Below are 15,049 nucleotides of genomic sequence, written 5' to 3'. Positions count from 1 at the left end.
CGGCCGGACGAAGGGCTCAGTCCGGGAGGCCGGTCGAAGGGCTCAGTCCGGGAGGCCGGACGAAGAGGTCAGTCCCACCAGAAGGTCCACAGCCGTTCGTTCAGCACCTCCCGCTCGGCGTACGCGCGCAGGGTCGGGTGGTGGCCCTGGGTGATGTTGTCCGGGCAGAAGGCGAAGTGCTCGGCGGCGACGGCCTCGGCTTCCGCCATGGTCGTCGGCGGCGCCGCGACGGACACCACCAACTGGTCGAAGGTCAGCGCCACCACGCGTATCCCGAAGCGGTCCTCCCAGGAGCGGAGGACGGCGCACAGGCGCGCCACGTCGTTCTCGTGGTTCAGCGGGCCCGTCCAGCCGAGCGCGGCAGGGATGTCCGCGCTGCGGCGCGCCGGAACGAGGGCCAGGCGCGGCTCCTTCAGCCACGAGCCGCGGTCCGCGAGGGCGTCGGAGATCTCCGCCGCGCGGGCTTCCGGATCGGCCTCCAGCGGTGTGGCGGCGGCGAGTCCCGGCCACGTGGGGCCGTACGGCGCGACGGTCGCGTCGTAGGGGTCCGGCTTGCCGAAGAGACTCTCCACGACCTCCCTGCTCGCGTACTCCTTGTCGCCGTCGAGTTCGTCCGCCGCGTACTGCTCCCAGAAGTCGGCCAGCACCTCGTCGGCGTCGTGGTCCCCGGCGTACGACATCTCGTCGGGCATCAACTCCCATTCCTCGGGGCCCTGCTGCGCGCCACCGACGTCCAGGAGTACGGGCAGCAGGCCCGACGCCCGCGCGGGACTCAACGCGGTCCGGTCCCCCGGGGCGGGCCGCTCCTCGGCGTGCCACAGCAGGGGCTCGTGCCACGTCCCGTCATGGGTCGTGTCGATGAGTCTCCCCGCGGGGAGCTGAAGCCCGAGCGTGCGCCCGGTCGGGTCTGCCGCCAGCCGCGGCAGCGGATTGGGAAGAGTCGCCATGCCGGTGACTGTAGGGGCCACCACTGACAACGGGCGGCCCGCTTCCCACCGGGTTCCGGGGAACACGGCCCGGGCCTCCGGCGAGACATGGAGGGGGTGGCGAGGCGTTGTTGTGGTGCGCGTTCACCCGGGAGGCACCGCGGGAGCGCCCCCGGACGGCGAAGAGCCCCGCACCCCGGTGATCCTGGGTGCGGGGCTCTTCACGAAAGCCGTGATCAGAGCCGCTCGGGCGTCCTGATGCCCAGCAGGGCCATGCCCTGGTGCAGCGTGCGGGCCGTCAGGTCGCAGAGGAACAGCCGGTTCTCCGCGACCTCCTGCGCCGGAGCCGGCTTGATGACCGGGCACTGGTCGTAGAACGTCGTGTAGAGCGAGGCCAGTTGGTACAGGTACGCCGCCAGCTTGTGCGGGGCGTACTCGGCGGCGACCTCCTCCAGCGTCTCGCCGAACCGGTCCAGGTGCAGACCCAACGCCCGCTCCGCGGGGGCCAGTTCGAGCTCCGGGTGGGCCAGCGGCGCACGGTCGCCGGCCTTGCCGAAGATCGACCGGATACGGGCGTACGCGTACTGGAGGTACACGGACGTGTCACCGTTCAGCGAGACCATCTGGTCCAGGTCGAACTTGTAGTCCCGCACGGCCGAGGTGGACAGGTCCGCGTACTTCACGGCGCCGATGCCGACGTACCGGCCGTTCTCCTCGATCTCCCGCTCGCTCAGGCCCACCTTCTCGGCCTTCTCCCGCACGACGGCCGTCGCCCGGTCGATCGCCTCGTCGAGGAGGTCGACCAGCCGGACCGTCTCGCCCTCACGCGTCTTGAACGGCTTGCCGTCCTTGCCCAACACCGTGCCGAACGCGAGCTGGTGGGCCTTGACGTCGTCGTTCAGCCAGCCGGCCCTGCGCGCGGTCTCGAAGACCATCTTGAAGTGCAGGGACTGCCGGGCGTCCACCACGTAGATCAGGCTGTCGGCCTTCAGGTTGACGACGCGGTCACGGATCGCGGAGAGGTCGGTCGCCGCGTAGCCGTAGCCGCCGTCCGACTTCTTCACGATGAGCGGCACCGGGTTGCCGTCCGGGCCCTTCACGTCGTCGAAGAACACGCACAGCGCGCCGTCCGAACGGACCGCCACGCCCGACTCCTCCAGGAGCCGGCACGTCTCGTCCAGCATGTCGTTGTAGCCGGACTCGCCCACCACGTCGGCGTCGTGGATCTCCATGTCCAGCTTGTCGAAGACCGAGTAGAAGTAGATCTTCGACTCGTCCACGAACCTCTGCCACATGGCCAGCGTCTCGGGCTCACCCGCCTGGAGGTCCACCACCCGGCGCCGCGCCCGCGTCTTGAACTCCTCGTCGGAGTCGAAGACGGTCCGCGCCGCCTTGTAGAGCCGGTTCAGGTTCGACATGGCCTCCTCGCCGGAGACCTCGCCGCCCTTGTGGTCCAGCTCGTGCGGGTGCTCGATCAGATACTGGATGAGCATGCCGAACTGCGTGCCCCAGTCGCCGATGTGGTGCCGGCGCACGACGGACTCGCCCGTGAACTCCAGGATCTGCACCACCGCGTCACCGATCACCGCGGACCGCAGATGCCCGACGTGCATCTCCTTGGCCACGTTCGGCTGCGCGTAGTCGATCACCGTCGTGCCGGGGTTCGCCGCGAGGGGCACCCCGAGGCGCTCACCGTCCGCGTACCGCTCCGCCAGGTTCGACACGATCGCCCGGTCGGTGATCGTGATGTTCAGGAAGCCGGGCCCGGAGACCTCGATGTCCTGGATCACGTCACCCGACTCGACCCGGGACACGACCTGCGTCGCCAGCTCGCGCGGGTTCGCCTTCGCCTTCTTGGCGAGGGCCAGGATCCCGTTGGCCTGGAAATCGGCCCGGTCGCTTCGGCGCAGCAGCGGGTCAGCGGAACCGGCCTCGGGCAGAGCTGCCGAGAGGGCGTCCGCGAGGCGCTGATGGACGGAAGCGGTGAGGGACGTGACCGAGGCCATGGAGTGGCTGCCGTTTCTGCTCGGGTTCCGGAGACTCTGAATACGGAGACTCTGAGTACAAGGAAAGCCAGTATCCCACGCGGTGAAAAGCCGTTTTCGCGGTTGAGGCCCGAGCTGGGAGAATGGTCGCGTCAGCCGTACCGGCGTATTGAGGAAGAAGGACGTGCGCATCGTGGCTCAGAGCACCGAGACCACCGACTGGGTCTCCCGTTTCGCGGATGAGGTCATCGAGGAGTCGGAGCGTCGGGCCCCGGGCAAACCTGTTGTCGTCGCGTCCGGGCTCTCCCCGTCCGGTCCGATCCACCTCGGCAACCTCCGCGAGGTCATGACCCCGCACCTCGTCGCCGACGAGATCCGCCGCCGCGGGCACACCGTGCGCCACCTGATCTCCTGGGACGACTACGACCGCTACCGCAAGGTTCCGGCCGGCATCCCGGGCGTCGACGAGTCGTGGGCCGAGCACATCGGCAAGCCGCTGACCTCCGTCCCGGCGCCCGTCGGCTCGGCGTACCCGAACTGGTCCGAGCACTTCAAGGCCGCCATGACCGCGGCGCTCGCCGAGCTCGGCGTCGAGTACGACGGGATCAGCCAGACCGAGCAGTACACCGCGGGCACCTACCGCGAGCAGGTCCTGTTCGCGATGAAGCACCGCGGTGACATCGACGCGATCCTCGACCAGTACCGCACCAAGAAGGCCCCCGCCAAGAAGCAGCAGGGCCAGAAGCCGGTCGACGAGGCCGAGCTCGAAGCGGCCGAGGGATCGGGCGCCGCCGCCGAGGACGACGGCAGCTCCGCCTCCGGGTACTACCCGTACAAGCCCTACTGCGGGCAGTGCGAGAAGGACCTGACCACCGTCACGGGCTACGACGACACGACGACGGAGCTGTCCTACACCTGCTCCGCCTGCGGCTTCGCCGAGACCGTCCTGCTCAGCGAGTTCAACCGCGGCAAGCTGGTCTGGAAGGTCGACTGGCCCATGCGCTGGGCCTACGAGGGCGTCGTCTTCGAGCCGAGCGGTGTCGACCACTCCTCCCCGGGATCCTCCTTCCAGGTCGGCGGCCAGATCGTCGGACTCTTCGGCGGCAAGCAGCCCATCGGACCGATGTACGCCTTCGTCGGCATCTCCGGCATGGCCAAGATGTCCAGCAGCAAGGGCGGGGTCCCCACCCCGGCCGACGCGCTCCAGATCATGGAGCCGCAACTGCTGCGCTGGCTGTACGCCCGCCGCCGCCCCAACCAGTCGTTCAAGATCGCCTTCGACCAGGAGATCCAGCGGCTCTACGACGAGTGGGACAAGCTCGCCGGCAAGGTGGCCGAGGGCTCGGTCCTCCCGGCCGACGCCGCCGCGTACACCCGTGCCGTCGGCACCGCCGCCGGGGACCTGCCCAGGACCCCCCGCCCGATGGCGTACCGCACCCTCGCCTCCGTCGCCGACATCACCGCCGGCGCCGAGGACCAGACGCTGCGCATCCTGAGCGAGCTCGACCCCGAGAACCCGCTCGCCTCCCTCGACGAGGTCCGCCCCCGCCTCGACAAGGCCGAGACCTGGATCAACACCCAGGTCCCCGCCGAGGAGCGCACCGTCGTGCGCGGCGAACCCGACGTCGAGCTCCTGAAGTCCCTCGACGACCAGGGCCGCGAGTCGCTGCGCCTGCTCCTCGAAGGACTGGAGGCGAACTGGTCCCTGGACGGCCTCACCCACCTCGTCTACGGAGTTCCCAAGGTCCAGGCGGGCTTCCCCGCCGACGCCACCGCCAAGGAACTCCCCGCCGAGATCAAGGTCGCCCAGCGCACCTTCTTCGCCCGGCTCTACCACCTGCTCGTCGGCCGCGACACCGGGCCGCGCCTGCCCACGCTGCTGCTCGCCGTCGGACAGGACCGGGTGCGCAAGCTGCTCAGCGCGTAACCGCACACCGTTTTACGGAGTACGAGGAAGGGGCCCCCGGTGACTACCGGGGGCCCCTTCCTCGTACAACCTCACGACCTCATACGTCGGCACACTCACGCGGCGGGACATTCACCCGCCGGGACAATCGCGCGCCGACGTGCCCTACGCGATGTGGTCCTCCTCCAGCTCCGTGTTGAAACGGTTCTGGAAGCGGTTCATGTAGCGCCTCAGCTCGCTGTCCGTGAGCGTCACCCCGTAGGTGGCCTCGACGTTGCCGCCGAACTCACCCTTCGTCGGCAGCCCCTGGCCGGGCATTATCGACTGGCGGAACACCTGGTAGAAGCTCTCCTCGCGGGACTTCTCGTCGGCCAGCGGGGACTGCTCCTCGCGCGGGGACGGGATGGGCAGCTGCTCCGGGCCGCCGCCCTCACCCAGCTGGCGCGTGCGGCCGGGTCCCGCCGGGATAGGGAAAGTGCCCGTCTCCTCCGGACCGGGCTCGTACGCCTGCGACTCCTGCTCGGCGTACCACTGCTGGTACTGCTCCTCCTGCGCGAAAGACGGGTCGTAGCCGCCGTCGTACGGGATCTCCTGGGGGTCGGGCGCGGCGAACCACGGGCTCCTGACCGGCTCCTCCGCCTGCCCCGGGTACTGGCCCCGGCGCCGGTCCTCGTACTGCTCCTCGTACGGACCGCCCTGCCGGCCGTACTGGGGCTGCTGCTGACCGGCGGTGCCGTTCGACTCCAGCTCCAGGTGCTCGGGCGCCGGGCCGGTGGCGGCCGGAACGGGCGCCTGGACCGGTGCGGGTGCCGGGGGCAGGAGTGCGGGCTCGATGCCCGCCGCCGCCAGACCTGCCGGGGCCGTCTCCGAGAGGGGTATGCCGTAGCGCGCCAGGCGCAGCGGCATCAGGGACTCCACGGGGGCCTTGCGGCGCCAGGCGCGGCCGAAGCGGGAGTTCAGGCGGGCCTGGTAGACGAGACGTTCCTGCTCCAGCTTGATGACCTGCTCGTAGGAGCGCAGCTCCCACAGCTTCATCCGGCGCCACAGCAGGAACGTGGGGACCGGGGAAAGCAGCCAGCGGGTGAGGCGGACGCCTTCCATGTGCTTGTCGGCGGTGATGTCGGCTATGCGGCCGGTCGCGTGGCGGGCCGCCTCGACGGAGACCACGAACAGGATCGGGATGACGGCGTGCATGCCGACACCCAGCGGGTCCGGCCAGGCCGCCGCGCCGTTGAAGGCGATCGTCGCCACCGTCAGCAGCCACGCCGTCTGGCGCAGCAGGGGGAACGGGATGCGGATCCAGGTCAGCAGCAGGTCCAGAGCGAGCAGGACGCAGATACCCGCGTCGATGCCGATCGGGAACACGTACGAGAAGTTCCCGAAGCCCTTCTTGATCGCCAGCTCACGGACCGCCGCGTACGAACCGGCGAAGCCGATCCCGGCGATGACCAGCGCACCGGCGACGACCACGCCGATGAGAATTTTGTGCATCCGTGTCAGCTGTATGGGCGCGGCCACCTGTACTCCCCTCCCCTTGCTTGTTGTTGCGCGCAACAGAGTGGCACATGTGTGTGGCGTACGGATGCGCGGTATGGGCGGAGCCCGGTCCCCGAGAGGACCGAGCCCCAGTAACTGTCCTTCCGGGGCGGCGAGTTGAGCCCCGGATCCCGATATGACCGGGTCAGCTCCTCTTCGCCGCGGACTGCGACGGCGAGGCGCTGCCGGTGCCGGCCTCGGGATCCGTCCCGGAGCCGGCCTTGGACGCGCTCTTGGCGGCGCTCTTCGACGGTGAGGCCGACGGCGACGCGGAGCGGGACGGCGCCTTCGACGAGGACCCCGGATCCGGCGAGGCCCCCTTCGCCGCACCAGCGTCGCCGTTCGTGGTGGACACCGCCGCCACCGCTTCCTTCGTGGCCTTCTCGGCCGCCTTCAGCAGGCCGGCCGTGTCCGGGGTCTTCTCACCCGCGAGACCGGCACCGTTGTAGTCGACCGTGACGACCACGTTCTCCACGCGCGCCACGATCGTCTGCTGCTTGAAGGCGCCTTCCTTCTTCTTCAGGCCGTACCGTACGGCCGTCGCCTCGGCGCCCGTCCCGGCGACCGGCTCCGACTTGGCGCCCACCGCGCCCGCCACCGACTGCGCGCCCGCCACCTGCTTCTCGAAGTACGTGTGCGCCTGCGAGTTGCCCTCACTCCGCGCGTCCGAGTCGAAACGCAGCAGCGCCACGTTCAGCCAGCGGAACTGGGAGCCCTTCACCCCGTTGTTGTCGAGGCTGCTCCAGTTGCAGTTGCCGCGCTGCGCCGGGTCGTCCAACTTTCCCGACTTGCCCGAATTGGGGGCCTTCGGGACCAGTTCGTCCAGTGTCTTCTTCGACAGCACCGAGCAGGCCTTGGGAAGCGCCGCGTAGCGGGCGGGCTGGACGGCGTCGGCCGAGGCGCTCGCGGACACCGTCGCACCGGGGGCCGCGCTCGCGCTCTGCTGTGCGTCGCCACCGGAGCCGGAGTCCGAGGAACAGCCCGCGGCGACGAGCATCACCGGGACGGCTGCTGCGCTGACAAGGATGCGGGTGAGTCGCGGTTCTCGGCCTACTCGCTGTACTGGTCGGTGCATGGTTCCTTCGCTCGTGGCTCGTGGTACGACCGCACATGGGGCGTGCGGCCGGTCGGGTCCGAGGGGCCACGGTACGCGGTGAGGCATCCGGGCGGTTCCCGTTCGGGGGGTTTGCGCCGGGGCGCCCCAGGGGCCGTCGGGCCGCTAGCCGTTGAGCTTGTCGGCCAGCTTCCGGGCCAGTTTCCACGCCCTGTCCTGCATTTCCTTGCTGTCCGGGGCCTCGGCGGAAGCCGTCGGCTGCTCGGCGTATTCGATCGTCACGATGACGTTCGACGTGCGGAACACCACAGTCACCGTGCGCTGCCGGCCGGTCGACGAGCCGGTGCTCAGCTTGTCGTCGATGAACGCCTGGTCGCCGAGACCGTCCAGGACGCGCGGCTGGAGTTCGGCCGGAGTCTGCGAGGCGGAGGCGGACGGGGCGCCCGGGTCGCCCGAGGCGTCTCCGTTGTCGCCGCCGGCACCGGTGTTGTCGTCTCCCGGAGTGGTGGCGCTGCCGCTCGGACTCGGACTCGGACCGGCCTCGCCGGTGGCGGACGCGGCGGGCGCCGGAAGGTCGGCCGTCGTCTGCTTGGCGCCGTACAGCTCCTCGGCCTTGCTCTCGTCGCTCACCGCGCTGTCGTACGAGACCACGCGCTCGAAGTCGACGAAGAGGTGATCGGTGGCCGAGGCGGAATCCACCTTCCAGTTGCACCCGTCGCGCCGGTCCGTGTCGTACGTGAGCGTGGCGTCGCCCGCGTACTCCTTCTCCTGCTGCGTCTCGTCGGAGGTCTGCCGGATGCCCGGCAGCAGCTCGTCGAGCGTGTCGTGATCGGCCGCGCCGCACGCCTCCGGGAGGGTGCGGTACTTGCCCGGCTGGGCGGCCGGGGCCGTGGTGCCGGTGTCGCCACCCTTGGAGTCCGGAGCCGAACTCCCCACGCCCGTACCGCCCGTGCAGCCCGCCAGCAATGCCGCGAGGAGCACGGCGGCGCCCGAAACGTACGCCTTCCGCTGCACGGTCAGGCTCCTCTCGACGGTCCCGACGGCGCTTCGGCCCGGGTGTCCTGTGGTTATTGGGTTGCCGCACGGGGGCGACCCCTGGAGACAATGTGTATCGCACGCACAGCCGTGGACGCCGGTCCGTTGTCCCATACGTCGACCTAGGCGCCGGTTTTGCGATTTAAGACTTCTGTTGGTTTTCTGGGGATAGAGGACGATATGTCGTACGTAGAGGTGCCGGGGGCGAAGGTTCCCATCCGCATGTGGGCCGACCCGGCCTCGGTCGAGGACGTCGCCCTCCGTCAGCTCCAGAACGTGGCGACCCTGCCGTGGATCAAGGGGCTGGCCGTCATGCCGGACGTCCACTACGGCAAGGGCGCGACGGTCGGCTCGGTCATCGCGATGCGGGACGCGGTGTGCCCGGCCGCGGTCGGTGTCGACATCGGCTGCGGGATGTCCGCGGTCCGCACCTCGCTGACCGCCAACGACCTGCCGGGCGACCTCTCGCGGCTCCGCTCGAAGATCGAGGAGGCGATCCCGGTGGGCCGCGGGATGCACGACTCCCCGGTCACCCCGGACGGCTTCCACGGCCTGGCCACCGCCGGGTGGGACGACTTCTGGGGACGGTTCGACGGGGTGGCCGAAGCGGTCAAGTTCCGTCAGGACCGGGCCATTAAGCAGATGGGAACGCTCGGATCCGGAAATCATTTCGTAGAAGTTTGCACGGATACGACCGGTTCCATCTGGCTGATGCTGCACTCCGGTTCGCGGAACATCGGCAAGGAACTGGCCGAGCACCACATCGGTGTCGCCCAGAAGCTCCCGCACAACCAGGGCCTGGTCGACCGTGACCTCGCCGTCTTCGTCGCGGACACACCCCAGATGGCGGCGTACCGCAACGACCTGTTCTGGGCCCAGGAGTACGCGAAGCACAACCGCACGCTCATGATGGCGCTCCTGAAGGACGTGGTCCGCAAGGAGTTCAGGAAGGCGAAGCCGACCTTCGAGCCGGAGGTCAGCTGCCATCACAACTACGTCAACATCGAGCGCTACGACGGAATGGACCTGCTCGTCACGCGCAAGGGCGCCATCAGCGCGCGGGCCGGGGAGTTCGGCATCATCCCGGGCTCGATGGGGACCGGGTCGTACATCGTGAAGGGCCTCGGCAACGAGATGTCCTTCAACTCGGCCTCGCACGGCGCGGGTCGGCGCATGAGCCGCAACGCGGCGAAGCGGCGTTTCTCGACGAAGGACCTGGAGGACCAGACGCGGGGCGTGGAGTGCCGCAAGGACTCCGGCGTCGTGGACGAGATCCCGGGCGCCTACAAGCCGATCGAGCAGGTCATCGAGCAGCAGCGTGACCTCGTGGAGGTCGTGGCGAAGCTGAAGCAGGTCGTCTGCGTGAAGGGCTGACGCGCGCGAGGTCCTGAACCGCCCGAAGGGTCCGAGCCGTTGACGGCTCGGACCCTTTCGCGTGGGTGCCGACGAGCGCTGCGCGGAACCGCCCGCCGCCCGGTGCGGTCACTTCGCGTGCAGGACCGCGTAGATCATGACGAAGGCCACGATGTGGATGCCGAAGAGGAAGTAGGCGAGGTAGTACCAGACGTACCGTTCGCGCTTCTTCTCCAGGGCGAGGCGGGCCTGTTCGCCGTCCGGGGGCGTCGGCCGCTCCGGGGGTGACGCCGGATCGGGTGTCACAGCTCTCGGTGGATCTTCGTGTTCGACGCCTGGGCGCGGGGGCGGACGACGAGGAGGTCGATGTTCACGTGGCTGGGGCGGGTGACGGCCCAGGTGATGGTCTCGGCGACGTCGTCGGCGGTGAGGGGCTGGGCCACGCCCGCGTAGACCTTGGCGGCCTTCTCGGCGTCGCCGCCGAAGCGGGTCAGGGCGAACTCGTCGGTCCTGACCATGCCGGGGGCGACCTCGATGACCCGGACGGGCGTGCCGACGATCTCCAGGCGCAGGGTCTCCGCGAGGACGTGCTCTGCGTGCTTGGCGGCGACATAGCCGCCGCCACCCTCGTACGTGCCGTGGCCCGCCGTGGAGGAGAGGACGACGATCGTGCCGTCGCCGCCGGCGGTGAGCGCCGGGAGGAGGGCCTGGGTGACGTTCAGGGTGCCGATGACGTTCGTCTCGTACATCTGGCGCCACTGGGCCGGGTCCGCCGTCGCGACCGGGTCGGCGCCGAGCGCGCCGCCCGCGTTGTTGACCAGCACACCGATCGTCCTGAACGCCGTCGCGAACTCGTCGACCGCGGTGCGGTCGGTGACGTCCAGGGCGTACGCGGTCGCCTGGCCGCCGGCCGCGGTGATCTCCTCGGCCAGCGCCTCGATGCGGTCCTTGCGGCGGGCGGTGAGGACGACGCGGTAGCCCTCGGCCGCGAGCTGCCGGGCCGTCGCGGCGCCGATTCCGCTGCTTGCACCGGTGATGACGGCGATACGGGACGCGGCGGCGGGGGTCATACGGCTGCTCCTTGGCGGTGCCTGGGGTGTCTGGGGTGTCTGGGGTGTCTGGGGTGTCTGGGGCAAGGATAGGTGGGGCCGTACGATTTCTGTTGGCGCGGTGGAAGGGGCCGGTATGGCTGGGGAAGCGCGGGAGCGGCTGCTGGCGGAGCTGGCGGTCGTGTCGCGGCGGTACATGGCTTCGTACGCGCTGTTCAACCAGGCCCTCGCCGACCACGTCGGGCTGCATCCGACGGATGTGCAGTGCGTGAACCTGCTCAGCCTGGAGGCGGGGCCGGTGACCACCGGGCGGATCGCCGGGATGACCGGGCTGACGACCGGGTCGGCGACGCGGCTGGTGGACCGGCTGGAGAAGGCCGGCTATGTCGTGCGGGAGCGCGATGCGGTCGACCGCCGGCGGGTGCTGGTGTCGACGGTGCCGGAGAAGATCGCCGAGTTCGGGCGGATGTGGGAGCGGCTGGGCGGCGGCTGGTACGGCCTGTTCGACGGGCTCGACGACGCCGAGGTCACCCTGATCATCGGGCATATGCGCCGCACGGTCGACTTCAGCGCCGAGCAGATCGCACGGCTGCGGTCCGGGGACTTCCGGGAAGCCCCGGACGCCGGGCCGTAGCGCACGCGGTCCGTGGCGGGACCTCCTCCTCCGTCCTCTCTCGACGGCGTGCTCCGCCCGGTCCTCGGGGGCGGTGAGCGGGCGGCTCGGGTGCCCTTAGTGGTGCTGCTCCGGTGCCTTGAGCGGCAGCAGCCGTACGAGGGGGCAGCACAGGAGGGTGAGGGCGGCCACCACGGTGAGGCTCACGGTGGTGGCGTGGGCCGTGCCGCCGTCGGTCCGGAAGTAGACGGTGGTGACGGCGGCGGCGCCGATCGCGTTGGCGAGTTGCTGGACCGCGCCGAGTGAGCCGCCCGCGCTGCCGGCCTCCGCGGGTGTGATGTCGCCGATGGTGACGTCGTAGAGCGAGCCGAAGCAGGCGCCCATGCCGAGGCCGACGACGAACAGCGGGGGGACGAGGGCCCAGCCCCCGGTGTCCGTGCCGGAGACGGTGATCAGGGCCAGGAGGTGGGCCGTCCCGGCGAGGGTGACGAGGAAGCCGACGAGGACGAGGCGGCGGCCCAGGCGGCCGATCAGGCGGTAGCAGGCGATCGAGGCGATGACGATGCCCGCCGACAGGGGTGTCAGGGCGAGCGCGGCGGCGGCGGGGGAGCGGCCGAGACCCTGCTGGAGGAAGAGGGAGACGACGTACAGGAGGCCGGCGACCGCGGCGAAGAAGACGATGCCGAGGACCAGTCCCGAGGTGAAGCCGCGGTTGTGCAGGAGGGAGGGCCGGATCAGCGGGCTGGGCGCGGTGCGCTGGCGGTGGCAGAACGCGGCGAAGAACGCGAGGCCGGTGAGCAGGAGGAGGACGGGAAGCGCGCCCCAGCCGTGGGCCGAGCCCTGGATGAGGCCGGCGAGCAGGGCGAGCATGGTGGCGCCGAGGAGGGCGGAGCCGGGGATGTCGACGGTGGTCGTGCGGTCGCCGGTGTCGCGGGGGAGCAGTCGGACGGCGGCGAGGAGCGCGGCGCCGCCGAGGACGATGTTGACGAGGAACATCGGGCGCCAGCCGAGACCGCCGAGGTCGGCGTCGATGAGGAGTCCGGCGAGTATCGGGCCGCCGACGGCGGACAGGCCCATGACCGGCCCGAACAGGCTGTAGGCCTTGCCGATCTGGTCTCTCGGCCAGGTCGCGCCGATGATGCCGAAGCCCTGGGGGATGACGAGCGCTCCGAAGGCGCCCTGGGCCAGGCGGGCGGCGACGAGGGTTCCCGGCGTCGGGGCGAGGCCGCAGGCGAGGGAGGCGGCGGTGAAGCCGGCGAGGCCGGTCAGGAAGAGCCGGCGGCGGCCGTACGTGTCGCCGAGCCGTCCGCCGAGGACGAGCAGGACGCCGAGCGCGAGGGCGTAGGACGCGCCGAGCCACTGGATGAGGGCGGTGCCGCCGCCGAGGTCGTGGGCGATGGTCGGGGCGGCGATGTTCGTGATGGTGCCGTCGAGGAGGTCCAGGACGTCGGCGGCGAGGACGACGGCGAGGATCGCCCAGCGGATGCGGGCGGAAGGGTGCCCCGTTTCATGTGTGTCATGCAGTGTCTGTGTCACGCAGATAAATGTCGGGCATGGAGTGCGGCCCGGTCAAGCGGGATTCGCCGGCGGTGACGGCGTGGGTGACCGGGGTCGTCCCGGGGGCGGGTCTTCCCGGTGTCGCGGGGCCGGCTCGGGTGGGCGCGGAATACCTGGAGGGAGGTGGTGGTTCGAGGGTATAGTTGAACAGTCAACAAAATGGAGGGTGAGCGACCATGCAGTTCGGGATCTTCAGCGTCGGCGATGTGACTCCGGACCCGACCACGGGCCGGGAGCCGAGTGAGCACGAGCGCATCAAGGCCATGGTCGCCATCGCGCTGAAGGCCGAGGAGGTCGGCCTCGACGTCTTCGCGACCGGCGAGCACCACAACCCGCCGTTCGTGCCGTCGTCCCCGACCACCATGCTCGGCTACATCGCGGCGCGCACCGAGAAGCTGGTCCTGTCCACGTCCACGACCCTGATCACCACCAACGACCCGGTGAAGATCGCCGAGGACTTCGCGATGCTCCAGCATCTCGCGGACGGCCGGGTCGACCTGATGATGGGGCGCGGCAACACCGGGCCCGTCTACCCCTGGTTCGGGCAGGACATCCGGCAGGGCATCAACCTCGCCGTCGAGAACTACGCGCTGCTGCACCGCCTGTGGCGCGAGGACGTGGTGACGTGGGAGGGCAAGTTCCGTACGCCGCTCCAGTCGTTCACGGCGACGCCGCGCCCGCTGGACGGGGTCGCGCCCTTCGTCTGGCACGGCTCCATCCGCTCGCCGGAGATCGCCGAGCAGGCCGCGTACTACGGCGACGGCTTCTTCCACAACAACATCTTCTGGCCCGCCGACCACACCAGGAAGATGGTCGAGCTCTACCGCGAGCGGTACGCGCACTACGGGCACGGCACGGCCGAGCAGGCGATCGTCGGCCTCGGCGGCCAGGTCTTCGTGCGGCCCAACTCGCAGGACGCCGTACGGGAGTTCAGGCCGTACTTCGACAACGCGCCGGTCTACGGGCACGGCCCGTCGCTGGAGGACTTCACCGAGCAGACCCCGCTGACCGTCGGCTCGCCGCAGCAGGTCATCGAGAAGACGCTGGCGTTCCGCGAGTACGCCGGTGACTACCAGCGCCAGTTGTTCCTGATGGACCACGCCGGGCTGCCGCTCAAGACCGTCCTGGAACAGCTCGATCTGCTCGGCGAACAGGTCGTGCCGGTGCTGCGCGAGGAGTTCGCCAAGGGGCGGCCGGCCGACGTGCCGGACGCGCCGACCCACGCGGCCCGGGTGGCCGCCGCCAAGGAGGAGGTGACCGCCGTATGAAGCTCGTCGTCGTCTCGGCGGGGCTGAGCGTCCCGTCGTCCACGCGGCTGCTGGCCGACCGGCTGGCGGCCGCGACCGCCGGCCGGGCGCCCGGTCCCGTCGACGTCCGCGTCGTCGAACTGCGCGACCTCGCCGTCGAGATCGCGCACAACTTCACCAACGGCTTCCCCGGGCGGGCGCTGTCCGCCGCGATCGACGACGTGACGTCCGCGGACGGGCTGATCGTCGTCACCCCGGTGTTCTCCGCCTCGTACAGCGGGCTGTTCAAGTCCTTCTTCGACGTGCTCGACAAGGACGCCCTGGCGGGCAAGCCCGTGCTGATCGCGGCGACCGGGGGGACCGGGCGGCACTCGCTGGTCCTCGAACACGCGCTGCGGCCGCTGTTCGCGTATCTGCGGGCGGTGATCGTGCCTACCGGGGTGTACGCGGCGTCGGAGGACTGGGGAGCGGAGGGGCTGGCCGCCCGTGTGGAGCGGGCGGCGGGTGAGTTGGCGGCATTGATGGCCGCCCTCTCCGGTCCCTCGCCGTCCGGTTCCCCGGCCTCGGCCCAGGTTCCGGCTCCGGCTGCGACCTCGACTCCGGTCCAGGCTGCGCCCGAGGCGGCTGTCCCGGCCCAGGCCGTGCCCGGTCGGGCGGACGGTTTCCAGGTGGTCCCGTTCGAGGAACAGCTCGCGGCGCTGCGGGTATAGGCGGGGTTTCTCGCCCCCGCCGCCCCTGCCCTTCCCGTACCCGGGGGCTCCGCCCCGGACCCCGTTCCTCGAACGCCG

The 15,049-nt window shown here is 70.4% G+C and carries 13 protein-coding genes; 5 read left to right on the top strand and 8 right to left on the bottom strand.

Features of this window, described 5'->3' with window-relative positions; genetic code table 11:
- Nucleotides 1–68 precede the first annotated feature (68 nt).
- Nucleotides 69–947, bottom strand: a complete 879-nt coding sequence (locus OHT01_RS17960) for a DUF4253 domain-containing protein (protein WP_328554156.1) — start codon at nt 945–947, stop codon at nt 69–71.
- Between the two features lie 215 nt (nt 948–1,162).
- On the bottom strand, nt 1,163–2,932 hold the full coding sequence (gene argS / locus OHT01_RS17955; protein WP_328554155.1) for an arginine--tRNA ligase: 1,770 nt from the start codon (nt 2,930–2,932) through the stop codon (nt 1,163–1,165).
- Nucleotides 2,933–3,095: 163 nt separating this feature from the next.
- Here argS and lysS point away from each other — a divergent pair, with 163 nt between their 5' ends.
- Nucleotides 3,096–4,838, top strand: coding sequence for a lysine--tRNA ligase (gene lysS, locus OHT01_RS17950; protein ID WP_328554154.1), 1,743 nt, complete (start codon nt 3,096–3,098; stop codon nt 4,836–4,838).
- Nucleotides 4,839–4,982: 144 nt separating this feature from the next.
- Here lysS and OHT01_RS17945 read toward each other — a convergent pair whose 3' ends face one another.
- The 3 genes from OHT01_RS17945 to OHT01_RS17935 form a co-directional block, all read right to left on the bottom strand.
- Nucleotides 4,983–6,335, bottom strand: a complete 1,353-nt coding sequence (locus OHT01_RS17945; RefSeq protein ID WP_328554153.1) for a DUF2637 domain-containing protein — start codon at nt 6,333–6,335, stop codon at nt 4,983–4,985.
- A 163-nt stretch (nt 6,336–6,498) separates the two neighbouring features.
- On the bottom strand, nt 6,499–7,428 hold the full coding sequence (locus tag OHT01_RS17940) for a DUF3558 domain-containing protein (RefSeq protein WP_328554152.1): 930 nt from the start codon (nt 7,426–7,428) through the stop codon (nt 6,499–6,501).
- Nucleotides 7,429–7,572: 144 nt separating this feature from the next.
- Nucleotides 7,573–8,421, bottom strand: coding sequence for a DUF3558 domain-containing protein (locus tag OHT01_RS17935; RefSeq protein WP_328554151.1), 849 nt, complete (start codon nt 8,419–8,421; stop codon nt 7,573–7,575).
- Nucleotides 8,422–8,622: 201 nt separating this feature from the next.
- Between OHT01_RS17935 and OHT01_RS17930 the strand changes: the two genes are divergently transcribed.
- Nucleotides 8,623–9,816 carry an RtcB family protein gene (locus OHT01_RS17930; RefSeq protein WP_328554150.1) on the top strand — a complete coding sequence of 398 codons (1,194 nt, stop codon included), beginning with the start codon at nt 8,623–8,625 and terminating at the stop codon, nt 9,814–9,816.
- A 108-nt stretch (nt 9,817–9,924) separates the two neighbouring features.
- On the opposite strand, the gene OHT01_RS17925 is transcribed toward OHT01_RS17930, so the two are convergent.
- Together OHT01_RS17925 and OHT01_RS17920 are read right to left on the bottom strand one after the other, a co-directional pair.
- Complete coding sequence (locus OHT01_RS17925; protein WP_328554149.1) at nt 9,925–10,101, bottom strand: hypothetical protein; 177 nt, start codon at nt 10,099–10,101, stop codon at nt 9,925–9,927.
- Nucleotides 10,098–10,865 carry an SDR family NAD(P)-dependent oxidoreductase gene (locus OHT01_RS17920; RefSeq protein ID WP_328554148.1) on the bottom strand — a complete coding sequence of 256 codons (768 nt, stop codon included), beginning with the start codon at nt 10,863–10,865 and terminating at the stop codon, nt 10,098–10,100. Before OHT01_RS17920 ends, OHT01_RS17925 begins: the two co-directional genes overlap by 4 nt.
- 115 nt (nt 10,866–10,980) lie before the next feature.
- Between OHT01_RS17920 and OHT01_RS17915 the strand changes: the two genes are divergently transcribed.
- Nucleotides 10,981–11,478, top strand: a complete 498-nt coding sequence (locus OHT01_RS17915) for a MarR family winged helix-turn-helix transcriptional regulator (RefSeq protein WP_328554147.1) — start codon at nt 10,981–10,983, stop codon at nt 11,476–11,478.
- Nucleotides 11,479–11,574: 96 nt separating this feature from the next.
- On the opposite strand, the gene OHT01_RS17910 is transcribed toward OHT01_RS17915, so the two are convergent.
- Complete coding sequence (locus tag OHT01_RS17910; protein ID WP_328554146.1) at nt 11,575–12,993, bottom strand: MFS transporter; 1,419 nt, start codon at nt 12,991–12,993, stop codon at nt 11,575–11,577.
- 197 nt (nt 12,994–13,190) lie between these two features.
- Here OHT01_RS17910 and OHT01_RS17905 point away from each other — a divergent pair, with 197 nt between their 5' ends.
- Nucleotides 13,191–14,282, top strand: coding sequence for an LLM class flavin-dependent oxidoreductase (locus OHT01_RS17905; protein ID WP_328554145.1), 1,092 nt, complete (start codon nt 13,191–13,193; stop codon nt 14,280–14,282).
- Nucleotides 14,279–14,971, top strand: a complete 693-nt coding sequence (locus OHT01_RS17900; RefSeq protein ID WP_328554144.1) for an FMN reductase — start codon at nt 14,279–14,281, stop codon at nt 14,969–14,971. The genes OHT01_RS17905 and OHT01_RS17900 overlap by 4 nt, the downstream gene beginning before the upstream one ends.
- The last annotated feature ends 78 nt before the right edge of the window (nt 14,972–15,049 follow it).

It is taken from the genome of Streptomyces sp. NBC_00358 (assembly GCF_036099295.1).
GTDB lineage: Bacteria > Actinomycetota > Actinomycetes > Streptomycetales > Streptomycetaceae > Streptomyces.
Note: the sequence above shows the minus strand (reverse complement) of the source record. Positions and strands in the feature narration are given on the sequence as shown.

Coding starts and splice junctions, on each gene's coding strand:
- OHT01_RS17960 (WP_328554156.1), bottom strand. CDS start 947: ATGGCGACTCTTCCCAATCCGCTGCCGCGGCTGGCGGCAGACCCGACC.
- argS (WP_328554155.1), bottom strand. CDS start 2,932: ATGGCCTCGGTCACGTCCCTCACCGCTTCCGTCCATCAGCGCCTCGCG.
- OHT01_RS17940 (WP_328554152.1), bottom strand. CDS start 7,428: ATGCACCGACCAGTACAGCGAGTAGGCCGAGAACCGCGACTCACCCGC.
- OHT01_RS17930 (WP_328554150.1), top strand. CDS start 8,623: ATGTCGTACGTAGAGGTGCCGGGGGCGAAGGTTCCCATCCGCATGTGG.
- OHT01_RS17920 (WP_328554148.1), bottom strand. CDS start 10,865: ATGACCCCCGCCGCCGCGTCCCGTATCGCCGTCATCACCGGTGCAAGC.
- OHT01_RS17915 (WP_328554147.1), top strand. CDS start 10,981: ATGGCTGGGGAAGCGCGGGAGCGGCTGCTGGCGGAGCTGGCGGTCGTG.
- OHT01_RS17905 (WP_328554145.1), top strand. CDS start 13,191: ATGCAGTTCGGGATCTTCAGCGTCGGCGATGTGACTCCGGACCCGACC.
- OHT01_RS17900 (WP_328554144.1), top strand. CDS start 14,279: ATGAAGCTCGTCGTCGTCTCGGCGGGGCTGAGCGTCCCGTCGTCCACG.